Below are 14306 nucleotides of genomic sequence, written 5' to 3'. Positions count from 1 at the left end.
GATAGAATGATATAATTAAAAATTGATAGTGAAAATTTCTGTATAATTATAAAAATCGCTTGAATATAAAGTGATAGAATCAGCTATAAAAGATGATGCTCTAAATTCTATTTCCTCAATATTTTCTTTTAATTTTTCATTATCATAAACTTTTTTAACTCTTGCTAATGTGATATGAGATTTAAAATCTTTTTTGTCATATTTAAGACTGTTTATATTATCTAAATTGCTTCTTAAAGTTTTGACATAATTTTTTAATTCCTCGCTTACTGCTTTTACGAATATTACATTTATGTCTTTGAATTTATTTGTGAAGTAAGAAATATTTTCAAAGTTTATATTAAATGGAGTAGGTGAGGAGTTAATCACTTCTTTTTTTATTAATTCTATTTGCTCTTCTTTTATATTATCAAAGAATACTAATGTTATATGCATTTTATCTTTTGATACTTTTTTTAATTCTGCTATATTTTCATTTATTCTAAGTATATTAGAATATTTATTTTTTATTTCTTGATTTAAGTTTAATGCTAAAAATGCTCTCATAATATTGCAGCTCTATGTTTAATGATTTTATATTGTGTCTATTATAATATCTTTACAGAGAATTGTATTTTTTATTATATCTCTGTAATTTTTTACAAAATATAATTATATATCAAGACTCAATAATTTTGATATCGTATCCATTGTAACATCTTCGTATAAAATTTTATTAGGCACTACATTACCATTAACCTGCTTAGCAGTTGTTTTTGCTTCATTAGTACTTGCTGCTGAACTATTATCAACGAGTTCTACAATCATACTAGCTTTATCTAAATATATTTTTTTATCATCATGATATTTAAATGTTATATACATTTTTAGATTTGACATAACAGTATGCTCTACAGTGAAAAAATTATCTTTATAAACTATATTTCCAATTAGTCCTTCTGTTTGATTAAAACTTTTAAAAGCAATAGTACCGATATATTTGTATTTATTATTTTGTTCTATTTGAAATAAAGAGTAGTAATACCAATAATTATTTTTCAATATTATCATCTCATAAGATGATTTATCTGTAAATCTAATTTTTCTAATGGCATAAACAGATAAGTCTTTTTTATTTTTTAAATTACCTTCATCAGTAAAGTAATTTTTATTTATTTTCATAGGCTTATCATCAATCTTTTGGGAATAAAGATTAAAAGAAAATAATATAACAAACATTAATGCTAATCTCAGCATATATAAAACCTCCAATTATCATAAATGAAGTTATACCCTATAAGCCTTTATTTGTCAATATTGATTTTTAAGTTAAAATAAAAAAGCCGCTTCTAAATATTTAGAAACGGCTCATTATTTTTTATATAAAGTTTTATGCTCCCATATCCATTATGCCTTCATTTAACATAGCGTCATTATTATCAGGCATATAATTAGGGAAGTCATTAGGTGAAGAAGGTACTGTATTATTTCCAGGATTAGATCTTGCTTCATATTTTTCTAATATTCTAGCAGCAACATTCGGATCCATTAAGCTTAAAAGGTAAGAAGTAGTACTGTTTCTTCCTTCAGCAGCAGCTATAGAGTCCATTTCTAATAATACATCTATGATTAAGTCATCAGAACCATTAGCAGCTAACTGATTAAGTAATGCCACAGAGCTTTGAGGAGGCATACTATTGATTTTATTAGCAAGGTCAGTTAATACTAATTGATACTGAGAAGATTCATCCATAGTAGCTTGATAATTAGACCAAGCATTTAAAAGATTTTGTCTGTCTTGTTCTATCAATTCAGATTGAGTGTTCAATTCTATTGCTCTGCTTGCTATTAAAGATTCCTGAGCCTGCAAATCTTTTTCTCTTAAATTGAATGATTCTCTCATTTTATTAAGATCTTCTCTAGCCAAAAGAGTCATATCTTCTACTCTAGGTTTTTGAGTGAATCTTGTTAAAAAACCCGGTACATTAGGTGCTATTTTATTACGCATTAAAGTATAATAATTAACAACACCAAATATATCAAACATATATAATAGTGCTATAAATGCTATTAAATTTACTATAGTTAAAATTCCTATTTTTAGTTTCATAACCTTTAATCACCTTATTGCAATAGATAAATATTATGATAACATAATATAGAAAAAACAATAATATGTCAACTAATATTTTGTTATCATAATTATTATCGTAATAATAAAATATTTAGTTATCATATTTTTTTATTATTTATATAAAAATATGATATAAAAAAGGCCATATATAATAATTATATACGGCCCTTTTTTACTAAAAATATACTATATATACTATTTTTTGAATATTCCTAGCGGTTTTCCAACAGGTAATACCACTCTTCCTAAGTTTTTATTTAATACTCCAGCAGCACATCCATAAAAACCTATTAAAGCAGCAGCAAGTTCAGATATTCCAGCTACAAGTTGAGTTTCTTTAGGAGCTATACCAAAATAATTTAATGCCATAGCTACTAATAATACATCTACAGCAATAAATATAAAGAATAGAACTTTATGAGCTTCAGCAGCACCAAAAGTCAAAGGTACAACAAGAAATAAATATGCTACACATACAACTCCGAATTGTTTCATATCAAGGGTGTTCTTCATATCTTCTCCGAATACTCCGACAGATATAAGCCAAACAACGGCTACTGCAAACCAGAATAATCCGAAAGATCCGAATACAGTTGCACCAAATACATTATCTTTTTTGAAATCTACAATAGCAGCTACAAATTGAGGAATACATCCCAAGAATATTGCCCAAGGTATTAAACCTGAAACACCTGTTGTGATTCCTAACTTTTGTGTAGATGCCACAAATGTGATTACAGCAAGACCAAATAAACCGTACGGCGAAGGGTCTGCTAATGTGTGTGTTACTTTTACTTCATTGTTCATTTAAATACTCCTATGCTCTATTTATTAACTTAGTATAGAAAAATATTTTTACATGTCAATTAAATATGTAAATAAAATTTGATTTTTTTATAAAAAGATGCAGTTATTGTGATATAATATATTTTATATTGATTGATAATGTATGATTTGTCTTTTTATTTAATTAGTTCTTCTTAATATTATCATACTTATATCATCAGATAATATATTGTCTGAAAATGACTTTAATTCTTTTATTATGCTATCTTTTATTACATTAACATCTTTATGCGAATGCTTTATAAATACATTTTTTAAAAGCTCATCTCCGAACATTTTTCCATCTTTATCAAAGATTTCATAAGCGCCGTCTGTGAATATAAATAATATATCATTATGATTTAACTGTATTTTTGTTTCAGTGTATTCGATATCTTCTGTCATACCGATTAAAGGGCCGCCTATATCAATCTCTTCTATTTCATCTTTAGATTTGAATAATGGCCTAGGAGATCCGGCAGAAGAACATATTAATTCACCTGTTTCATTATTATATGTAGCATAAAATACAGAAGCAAACAGATTTTTATCGAAATTTTCCTCTATAAAGAATTGATTTAACTCTTTTATGAAATTAGCAGGGGAAGTATTATGCGAATTAGTTACAATATGAGAATCAAAAAAAGATTTTATCAATATTGTAAGCATACTAGCAGCCACACCATGTCCGGAAACATCTGCTAAAAGTATGGCATACCAACCATCATTTATACTTTTTATTCCGCTGTAATCTCCGGAAACTTCATTAGGAGCATAGTGAAAAATAGATATATCGTTTTTAGGTATTGATGTATTTCCATAAGAAAGTATAGACTTCTGCAATTTTGATGCATATTCAATATCCTGTTTAAGCATATTCATATACATTATATTAGATTCTATAACCTTTTTTAATCTTATGTACGATTTTACCTTTGATAATAGAATATCTGTATCTAATGACTTTAAGAAAAAACCATCCGCACCGCATTCATACGCTTTTAGAAATTCTGATTTACTGTTAGTTGCTGTTAAAAAAAGTATAGTGATATTTTTTAATATATTATCATTTTTTATATGCTGAGATAGTCTGCAGGCTCCTGCATTAGGAAGCATATAATCTACCAATATACAATCGGGTATTTTATCATAAGACATATTAATTGCCTCTTCATAAGATAAGGCTATATATGATAAATATCCTGATTCTTTCAAAAAGTTTTGAAGGAATTTAGCATAATCTATATTGGAATCTACTATTAAAATTTTTTCTGTCAAAATATTATTTTTCATAACTAAAACTTTTAATGAACATACCTTCTTGCTTCTACATTAAATATTAAACCTATTGATATAGAGAAAGTCCATATAGATGAACCACCACTGCTTATAAAAGGCAATGTTAATCCTGTAATAGGCATCATTCCTACTACCATACCTATATTAATAATAACATGGCATAATAACATAGCTATTACTCCGGATACTATTAAAGCTCCGAGTCTGTCTTTAGCAAAATATGCCGCCATTGTTCCTCTTATAAATATAACAGCATAAGCCAAAACTACCAGAGAACTTCCTATAAATCCCCATTCTTCGCATATATTAGAAAATATAAAGTCATTTACCTGCTGCGGAATGAAGTTTAACTGAGACTGACTTCCATTCAAAAATCCTTCTCCAAATAATCCTCCGCTTCCAACAGCTATAAGCGATTGTATAATATTATAACCGGAACTTAATCTGGTTAATTGAGGATTCATAAATACTAATAATCTTTGCTTCTGATACTCTTTTAATCCTATATCAAAAGTTAATGCTGCTCCCATACATAAAAATAATACAAAAAAAGTAAATGATAATAATCCTACATATTTACTATTCATATAAAAATTCAATGTAAGGAGTAGGGCAGATACAAATAAAAATATACCTGCTAAATAACCTATGTATATTCTTTGAGATAAAAAGTTAAAGAGCAGATTATCTATATCATCAGACATTCTTTTATATTCAAGAAACATAGGTATAGATAGTCCTATAACACCTATGCTTATTAATGCTATAATATATCTTGTAGGAACACCGCCCACAAAAAGCATTATGAATACTATAAAACAATATACAAGCACTGTACCTAAGTCAGGCTGAAGCAATACTAAACCTATAGGTATTGAAATAAAAAGTCCTGCCAAAGCAAAATATTTTATTTCTTTTATTTTATCTCCTATTTGATCTAAATAACCGGCTAAGAAGATTATAACAACTATTTTACCAAACTCAGAAGGCTGCATACCGAATAACCAGCTGCTGCTGCCGTTTACTGTAGTTCCTACTCCTGGTATCAATACTAATACTAAAATTCCTAACATAGGTATGTATAAAGACATTCTATGTTCTGCCAATTTAGTATAATTTATAAACATACTTATAAATATTAATACTATACCAGTTGCACAGAAGAATATAAACTTTAAGAACATCCAGCTAGTTTTTCCTGATTCAGGGGAATATGTTGATGAATATACCGCAATAGCCCCAGCAACCATTAAAAATATTACAGCTGCTAATATTTTCCAATCGAAGACAAATAATTTCTTTAATTCTTTTTTATCATTCATATTTTATCCTCTCGTCTTCTTCAGTTTTTGTTTCTTTTTGCTGTTCTCCGTCAATATTTTCTAATGTTTCTCCATTTTCCTGAGCTTCTGCCTCTGCTCTCATTTTTTCTCTTGCAAGTCTTATCTGCTGATATATATACTGCATTCTAGCATATATAACGTTTCTAGCCTCTACAGCATCCTCTCCGCCTAATATAGAACGAAGCATTGCAGTAGCAATAGGTCCAGCAGTAGTACCGCCGCCGCCGCCGCTATGCTCAAGCATAACTGTAACTGCTATCATATCATCAGTAGGTCTAGGATTATAAGGTCCAAATATTGTAACCCAAGTATGGTCTTTACCTTGTGCGTTTTGTGCTGTACCTGTTTTAGCTGCTAACTTAATATTAGGAGACCAAGCACCATTTCTTGCAGTACCTCCTGTTACAGCCATTCTCATACCTTCTTTAACTACTGTAAATATATTCTTGTCTATATCTAATTTCTTTATTATCACTTTATCATTATTGTATATAACTTCATCTGTTTGAGAACTTCTTATTTCTTTAACAACATGCGGTCTGTACATTACTCCGTCATTTATTATAGCTGAAGTAGCCATATGTACAGCTATAGGAGTAGCAGACATATATCCTTGTCCCATAACGTATTGAATAGTGTCTCCATCCCACCAATACTCTCCGATTTTTCTTCTTTTCCAATCGGCACTAGGAACAACCCCTACTTTTTCTCCAGGTAAATCTATACCTGTAGTATCTCCGAAACCTAACATTTCAGCATATCTTTTAATGAAGTTAGGTCCCAATTCATAAGCCAAGTTATAGAAATATGTATTGCATGAGAACTGAATAGCTTTATACATATTTACATAACCATGCTGACCTGTACATCTATAGAATCTATTTTCAAGAAGCATACCGCCGCCGCAGTATCTTGTAGTATTTACTCCTATTCTTTTCTCAGCCAATGCTCCTACAGAAGTTACTAATTTGAATGTAGAACCAGGAGGGTATCTTCCTCTTATAGCTTTATTCCAGAATGGATTGGCAGGGTTATTAATAAGTTCAGCATATTTTTGTCTGTCTATTTTACCTATAAAAATATTAGGATCATACCAAGGAGAACTAACCATAGCTAATATTTCACCTGTTGTAGGTTTTGATACTATTATAGTTCCTACTTGTCCTTTTATTAAATCTTCTGCATCTTTCTGTACTTTAGAATCTATACTTAATATAAGTTTTTTTCCTGGTATAGGCTTTCCTATAGCAGGAGTTATAGTTTCTTTTACTCTGTTTCTTGAGTCTACTATCCATTGCTCATAACCATCTATACCTCTAAGCTCTTTATCATAAAATTGTTCTACACCTTCTTTACCTATAACACTGTTTCTTCTATATCCTTCAGCTTGTTTGCTTTCAAATTCTTCCTGAGATATGTTTCCTATATATCCCAATACATGCGTCATAGTTTCGCCAAGAGGATAATGCCTTATAGATTTACTGCCATAATATACTCCAGGATATTCTTCAGATCTTTCAGCTAAATAACTCATTTGAGACATTGATATATTTTCTGATATTTCTACTGATTCATAGCTGTTTTTTGATACTTTTTCCAAACTAGACTTTATATGTCCTAAATCTATATTAAATACTTTAGATACTCTGTATAATAATTCTTCTCTTTCAAAATAATTCTTAGGTAAATATACCGGTATCATGTACATTGTGTATGTTTTTATATTTTCTGCCACTATAATGCCATTTCTATCGTAAATTTCTCCTCTATAGGCATCTATAGGTATTATTTGTTCTTTGTTATTTCTTGCTAAGCTGTCATAATGCTCATTTTGTATTATTTGTAAATAGAATAATCTTATTAATAATAAAGCGGCAACTAATATTGATATTATAAATACAACTATTAATCTTTTTCTATATTTAAAATCTTCGCTTATTATTTTTTTATCTTTGTTTAATTCTATTTCTAAAAAATTCATAAATAAACCTTTTACCTTTTAAGAATTATTATTAATATATTAATATTATATTAACAAAAAATTTTTATCAATAGTATAAATAACGGTATTTTTTAGTATATTTTTTACTCATTAATTTAATATTATGTTAATTAATTTTAAAAAAATGATACATCTTTTTACCTAAAATTTAAATACCTAAAATACAAAAATTATGATTTTTAATAATTTTGAATTATAGTTATTTATATATTAATGCCTATTAAAAAAATATATAAACTATTGAAAAATTATTTATTATAGTATATTATGTTTATAATTATAATTTTTAAGGATATAATAATGACTACAGACAGAGAAGAATTAGAAGCTCTTTTATATCAAACAAGATTAAGAATAGAAGAAAATCAAAAAGATGAAATGTTAGATAGATTAAATAAAGATTTGGAATTTATAGAAGGATTATTTGAAGTTAATGTTGATGGTATTGATCCTTTATATCATGTTATAGATTTACCTGAATATTTAAGAGAAGATGTTCAAGGTCCTACATTAGATAATGAAGTAATAATGGATTTATGCAGAAGCGGTGAATATGGATATATTGTAGTTCCTGCTGTTCCTGCTGCTTTAGAAAATAGTGAGCACCAAGCTAAAAAATCATAAAAAATTATTTTAATTTACAGAGGTCATCAATTATAGATGAATTATTCTTATGATAGAGAAGAAATAAAAAAAGAAAAAATTAATGCACTCAAGGCTGTATTAAAACCTTTTATTTTTATATATTATAGGAGCAATAGCCTACTTTATAGAGTAGTTGCTAGATTAATATTAGGATTTATTATTGCTTTTATTTTATTTGGAATTTTTACTTTATTTATAAGAATTGATAGAATGAAAAGCTCTACTATGATGAATACTATAGAGCCTAATGAAATATTAGTAACATCTAAATTAAGATACGGCATAGCATTAAAACCTTTTGTATCATCTCTTACAGGAAAGACTATTGTTTTTTCAAGACCTAAAAGGGGAGATATTGTATTTATGATAGATCCCAGAACTGAAAAAGAATTTTTTCTCAAAAGATTCGCTTCTTATTTTGTTTATTTTATAACTTTTGGAAATGTAAACATATCGAATACTAGATATTTAATAAAGAGGGTTGTCGGACTTCCAAATGAAACAATAGAGATAAGGAATAAGGTTGTTTATATAAATGGAGAAGTTTTGAATGAACCTTGGGCTAATGTAGAGTTCGATGGAAGAATATTGAATAATGAAGTATCTACAAGAGATAATTTTGGTCCTTATATTATAGGCTACAATGAATATTTTGTATTATCAGATAATAGAGATTATGGTTATGACAGCAGAGATTTTGGAAATGTTCATTTCTCTAATATAGATGGAAAAGTTATATCCAAATAAAAAACATTTATAATATAATTTTATTAACTTAACTTAACTATACTATATCATTATATATTTATTCGTATCAGCTATTTTTTAATGTACATATAATAAAAAAATAGGTTTTTGAATATTAAATAATAATAATAAACAAAAACCTAAGTAATATATAATTGTGAGGTTAAAATTTGTGAATATCTATGTTTTTCTCTAATCTTTCTAATTCACTTTTTAAGAATTCTTTCCATTTATTAGGTCTAAATATAGGTGAAGTTATGAATATATCTTTATCTCCTCTTCCTGACATATTAACTATAATAACATCATCTTTACTATATTGCTTGGCATATTCTATAGCCTTAGCACCAGCATGGGCACTTTCTAATGCAAATATAACACCTTCATGACTAGCAAATTCTTTTACAGCATTTATTGCTTCTTTATCAGTGGCATAAGTGAACTCTATTCTTCCTGATTCACATAAATATGCAAGCTGAGGACCAACTCCAGGATAATCTAATCCAGCAGATATTGACATAGTTTCAGATATTTCACCATTTTCTTTTAGAATGAATTTACTCATATATCCCTGAGCTGCAACATCTTTAGCATAAGGATTTTGCATTCTAATAGCATTCTCTCCTAGATTCATACTTATTCCGCCTGCTTCTACAGCTATTAATTTAGGATTTTCTCTTTCTATAAAAGGCTCGAAAAATCCTATAGCATTAGAACCGCCGCCTACACATGCTATCAAGGCTTTAACATTTAAATTTTTTTCTTGTATTTGTTTATCTAATTCTCTTCCTATTACAGATTGAAAAGTCCTTACAATATCAGGATAAGGGCTAGGACCTACAGCGCTTCCAAGTAAATAATGTGTATCTTTTAAATCTTTAACCCAATCTTCCAATGCCATATCAACAGCATCTTTAAGTCCTCTTCCTCCTTTAGTAACGGATACCACATTAGCTCCGTATAATTCCATAGAAGCCACATTAGGCTGCTGTCTTTTCACATCGATTTCACCCATATAAATGGAGCATTCAAGTCCTAATTTTGCACAGGCGGCAGCAGTTGCAAGTCCATGCTGACCAGCTCCGGTTTCTGCAATAATTTTTTTCTTGCCCATTTTTTTAGCAAGCAATGCCTGCCCTATAGAATTATTAATCTTATGTGCACCTGTATGAGCAAGACCTTCTAATTTTACATATATCTTAGCCCCTCCAATCTTTTCTGACAAATTTTTAGCGTACATTAATGGAGTAGGTCTTCCTATAAAATCAGCTCTTAATTCTTCAAGTTCGCTTAGAAATTCTTTATCATTGATATAATGCAAGAAAGCCTCTTCCAATTCAATTAATAATTTTTCCAATGCTTCCGGTACAAATCTTCCTCCGAATTTACCGAAAAAACCTTTATTACTATTTTTCATATTTATAAAATCCTTAATTTTAATATTTTTATTAGTGGTATTACTTTATATAGTAATATTAACATGTATAAAAAAATTGTCAATAGTATTTTTATATTTTATATAATTAAAAAATAGTTTATAATAAAATTATATACTAATAATTTGGGAATTATTTATGCTAAAAGATAAAATAGATAGTATGTTCATTCAGGCAAGATTTTATTTTAATTTAGAAAAATATTCTTCTGCTCTTAGAATATATTTAAAGATAATAAGTTATTTTGAAAAGGATTATAAAGAATTTGATATAAATTATAGAGACAGGTATTTTGCAAGAAGCTGTTATAAAACTGCATTAACATTATATTATTTGAATAGATATGAGGAGTCAATAGAGTATTACAATAAAGCCATAGAAATAAATCCTATATATGAAAAAGCTTTTATAAATAAAGGTATAATATTAGCAAAATTAATGGCTTTTGATGAAGCTTTATATGCTTTTAATATGGCATTAGAAATAAATGAAAAATCTGAGATATGTTATTTTAATATAGGGATTATATATTCAAAATTGGAGAGATATGAAGATGCTTTATTTTATTTTAATAAGGCTTTAGAGTTAGGATATGATTATGCTTGTTTAAATGTTGCTATGGTTTTAGAGAAACTTGGGAGAATAGATGAGGCATTTACAATTTATGATAAGGCTGTTGAAATAAATAAATCTTTGGAAGTGGTATATTTAAATAAAGCTAGTTTACTTATAAATATAAAAAAATACAAAGAGGCTATAGAATATCTTGATAAAGCACTTTCTATTTTAGATGAGAATAATTCAAAAGGCGATACTATTGTCAAAAATAAAGAGTATATAGAATTGAATGTTATGCAAAATGATACAATATATGATAGGATATATTTTTTGAAATCAGAGGCATTGATAGGATTAGAAGAATATGATTATGCTTTAACTTTGCTTTTAGATATTAAAGAATCAAGAAATGTTAATATATTCAATATAATATCAAGATTCATAGAATACATAAATATAGAAAAAATTATTAATATAATATTGAATGAAAATAGTTTTTGGACTGAAACAAAAGAAGAATATTTTAATTTTATAGTGCGTGATATTAAAGATACATCGAAGTTAAAAAAACTTTGGATATTGCAGTATATATTTTTGTATTTGGTTTCTGTTAAAGATGATGATAAAATTAATGAGATATCACATTATACAGGCATAGATGTTTTCGATGATATGGCTTTTGATAAACGATATGATAAATTAGATAATTCAAAATATAATACATATTTGAAAAAAAATAAACTTAGAATGACAAGCATAAAAAATGCAAATGATCCTAAAGAAGGAAAAATATTGATGCAGCTTCTTAGGAATAATAAATTAAATTCAAAATATGGTAATATTAATAATTTTATTGCATTGCAGACATCTTTCAGCAGATGCAAAGATTCTTTAACTATGTACAGATTATATGGTAAATATGATAACAAAGAAGGTACAGGATGCTGCTTGGTATTTGATAAATCATTTTTTGATACATCTTTTAATAATTTAAATAGCAGCATACTATTTTCATTTTCTTATGATAAAAATAATTATTCTAATATAGAATTTTATAATGAACAAACTTTACCTTTATATTTTGTGTTATACTATAATTCTAAGAATAATGAAATAATATTCAATCCTTGTGAATCTGATTATGATAATATTATTATTGATTTAAATAAAGAATATGATGTTTGGAGCTGTAAAGAAAAAGTTTATGATAATTTAAAAAATAATATAGGTTATATATTTAATTCTATTTTTAAAATTATAAAAAAATTTAATTCAGAAGAATTATCATTATCATATCAGCTTCTTATGAATATTCAATATTTAATAAAGGACTCATCTTTTATAGAAGAGCAGGAAATGCGTATAATACAGCTTGTAGAATATGGCAGTAATCCTTTACATATAGATGATAACATGAAACGTTCTTATAAAAACTATCTCTATATATTTGATAATAAGGCATTGAAAGAGGTAATATTGGCACCTAAGGTTGATGATGCTGACTTTTTAGTTGAAAAGTTTAATGACAGACTTGCAAAAGCTACAAGTATATATAATTCAAAAAATATGAAGAATAAATATAAAGTTAATGTTTATATATCTAATTCGCCTATATCTTGACAAATATATATTAATTATTATAATTACGTAAAAAATTATGAGGATTATATGATGAAAAATATTATATTTTGTTTAGTTATTATTTTATCAATATTTGCTTTTTCATGTGAGAAGGATAAAAGCGTAATTGATAAGGCAACAGATGCTATCAATGAAAAAATAGATGATGCTTCAAAAGCTGCTCAGGATAGTGTAAAGAAAGCAGGAAATGTTACAGAGAAAACATTGGATAATGCTTCTAAAGCTGTAGAAAATGCTATGGAAAAAGTAGATCCTTCTAAAGCTATGGATGATGCTTCTAAATCTATAGAGACTGGTTTGAAAAAAGCAGCTGAAGGTATTGATAAGGCAAAAGAAAATATAGCTGATTCTATGAAATAATAATTTAAATATATAAATTTTATTAGTGCCTAGTAACTTTAAGTACTAGGCACTAATAATATATAAGACATTTTTTATAATTTTTATTTTCCTCTGCTGAAGAAAGATCTTATCATAAGAAAACTTCCCATCGCGGCTAGAACTATATTTGGAAACCACATAGCAATAAGAGGGGATACTTTTTTACCTCCGGCTATTAATTCTGCAGCTGTAATAAGCAAATAATATATAACAACTACTATTACAGATAATCCAAATCCGAATCCTTTACCGCTTCTTTTTCCTACTATACCTAAAGGAGCACCTATTAAAACCATAAATAAACATGCAGCAGGTATTGAAATAAACTTATGAAATTCTACATAATAGAAATATGGTACTGCTTCCTCCATTGCTTTTTCTCTTAAAGATGTTAATTCTGCTGAATTGGTTTGTATATATTCATTTGAAAATGAAGTTATACTTACAGCATTAGTATCTATATTATTGTAGGCATTTACTATCATTCCATTTATTTGTTCATTCACAGATTTATCAGCATCTATTTTTGTTTGATTAATTTTTTCCATTATTTTCCAAGCAGGCATTTCTCTAAGTCCTCTTTCATGAGAGCTTAATGTGCTGACATTTCTTACAATATTTATATCCATAGAATCAAACACTGTATAATCATTTGATATAAAACCATATCCTGGCATTTCTTGTACTACACCGTCATATAAAGTTAAAGTTACTACTTGAGCATTAGCTTCATTATTTTTCCAAAGTCCGTATTTTGCAGTTATAACTCTTTTGGTATCGGATCTGTCATATATTACAACATTTGACATACTTGTATCATCAGCATATTTAGATCCTATTGAAAGTCCCATATCCGGAATATCAGAAAACTCCAATTTTCCAACAGCAATAGAAGGTTTAATATTTACCATATATGATATTAAAGCTCTATATCTGTAATTTGATTCAGACATAATTACATTGTTAAAAAATAATGAGAAAATAAATGTAAAAACTCCCAATATTATAATAGGCATATATATCCTCATATGAGGAAATCCTAGAGCACGCATTACTATTATTTCATTATCTGAAGAAAGTCTTCCATATCCTATTATGCTTGCCATAAGTATAGACATAGGTATTGTTATAGCAATATTGAAAGGAAGCATATATACAAATACTTCCAAAGACATAAACAAAGGAGCACCATTATTAAAAATAAGTCTTATTAATTCCGGTAAAAGCTGAATTACAAATATAAATGTAAAAAATAAAATTCCTGCTAGAAAAGGACCTATAGTTTCAAGTATAATATATTTATTAATTTTTTTCAT

General features: G+C 27.4%; 13 protein-coding genes. 4 read left to right on the top strand and 9 right to left on the bottom strand.

Going from position 1 to position 14306, the window contains the following annotated elements; genetic code table 11:
• Positions 1–15: 15 nt before the first annotated feature.
• The 7 genes from thpR to mrdA form a co-directional block, all read right to left on the bottom strand.
• Entirely contained in the window at positions 16–546 is a 531-nt protein-coding gene (gene thpR / locus BHYOB78_RS08310; RefSeq protein WP_020063827.1) for an RNA 2',3'-cyclic phosphodiesterase, read from the bottom strand.
• A 105-nt stretch (positions 547–651) separates the two neighbouring features.
• Complete coding sequence (locus tag BHYOB78_RS08305) at positions 652–1236, bottom strand: hypothetical protein (protein ID WP_038369809.1); 585 nt, start codon at positions 1234–1236, stop codon at positions 652–654.
• A 133-nt stretch (positions 1237–1369) separates the two neighbouring features.
• Positions 1370–2089 carry a periplasmic-type flagellar collar protein FlbB gene (locus BHYOB78_RS08300; RefSeq protein ID WP_012670321.1) on the bottom strand — a complete coding sequence of 240 codons (720 nt, stop codon included), beginning with the start codon at positions 2087–2089 and terminating at the stop codon, positions 1370–1372.
• A 219-nt stretch (positions 2090–2308) separates the two neighbouring features.
• The gene (locus BHYOB78_RS08295; RefSeq protein ID WP_012670320.1) at positions 2309–2920 is read right to left on the bottom strand and encodes an acetate uptake transporter; all 612 of its coding nucleotides are present in this window, start codon (positions 2918–2920) and stop codon (positions 2309–2311) included.
• A 159-nt stretch (positions 2921–3079) separates the two neighbouring features.
• A complete protein-coding gene (locus tag BHYOB78_RS08290) occupies positions 3080–4231 on the bottom strand; it encodes a fused response regulator/phosphatase (protein ID WP_012670319.1) in 1152 nt (383 codons plus the stop codon).
• A gap of 11 nt (positions 4232–4242) precedes the next feature.
• Positions 4243–5559, bottom strand: coding sequence for an FtsW/RodA/SpoVE family cell cycle protein (locus BHYOB78_RS08285; RefSeq protein ID WP_012670318.1), 1317 nt, complete (start codon positions 5557–5559; stop codon positions 4243–4245).
• Complete coding sequence (gene mrdA, locus BHYOB78_RS08280) at positions 5552–7561, bottom strand: penicillin-binding protein 2 (RefSeq protein WP_012670317.1); 2010 nt, start codon at positions 7559–7561, stop codon at positions 5552–5554. The genes BHYOB78_RS08285 and mrdA overlap by 8 nt, the downstream gene beginning before the upstream one ends.
• Positions 7562–7882: 321 nt before the next feature.
• On the opposite strand from mrdA, the gene gatC reads away from it, so the two are divergent.
• Together gatC and lepB are read left to right on the top strand one after the other, a co-directional pair.
• Positions 7883–8206, top strand: coding sequence for an Asp-tRNA(Asn)/Glu-tRNA(Gln) amidotransferase subunit GatC (gene gatC / locus BHYOB78_RS08275; RefSeq protein ID WP_012670316.1), 324 nt, complete (start codon positions 7883–7885; stop codon positions 8204–8206).
• A gap of 36 nt (positions 8207–8242) precedes the next feature.
• Positions 8243–8974, top strand: coding sequence for a signal peptidase I (gene lepB, locus BHYOB78_RS08270; RefSeq protein WP_012670315.1), 732 nt, complete (start codon positions 8243–8245; stop codon positions 8972–8974).
• Between the two features lie 163 nt (positions 8975–9137).
• On the opposite strand, the gene trpB is transcribed toward lepB, so the two are convergent.
• The gene (gene trpB, locus BHYOB78_RS08265; RefSeq protein ID WP_020063825.1) at positions 9138–10391 is read right to left on the bottom strand and encodes a tryptophan synthase subunit beta; all 1254 of its coding nucleotides are present in this window, start codon (positions 10389–10391) and stop codon (positions 9138–9140) included.
• Between the two features lie 157 nt (positions 10392–10548).
• Between trpB and BHYOB78_RS08260 the strand changes: the two genes are divergently transcribed.
• Positions 10549–12588 (top strand): tetratricopeptide repeat protein, encoded by a 2040-nt coding sequence (locus tag BHYOB78_RS08260; protein ID WP_020063824.1) that lies wholly within the window; start codon positions 10549–10551, stop codon positions 12586–12588.
• A 48-nt stretch (positions 12589–12636) separates the two neighbouring features.
• Complete coding sequence (locus BHYOB78_RS08255) at positions 12637–12969, top strand: hypothetical protein (RefSeq protein ID WP_080638455.1); 333 nt, start codon at positions 12637–12639, stop codon at positions 12967–12969.
• Between the two features lie 83 nt (positions 12970–13052).
• Here the strand turns inward: BHYOB78_RS08255 and BHYOB78_RS08250 are convergent, their stop codons facing one another.
• Positions 13053–14306: an LptF/LptG family permease gene (locus BHYOB78_RS08250; RefSeq protein WP_020063822.1), complete on the bottom strand. Its 1254-nt coding sequence runs from the start codon at positions 14304–14306 to the stop codon at positions 13053–13055.

It is taken from the genome of Brachyspira hyodysenteriae ATCC 27164 (genome assembly GCF_001676785.2).
GTDB lineage: Bacteria > Spirochaetota > Brachyspiria > Brachyspirales > Brachyspiraceae > Brachyspira > Brachyspira hyodysenteriae.
The sequence above is the reverse complement of the archived record's forward strand: the minus strand, read 5'-3'. Positions and strand labels throughout refer to the sequence as shown.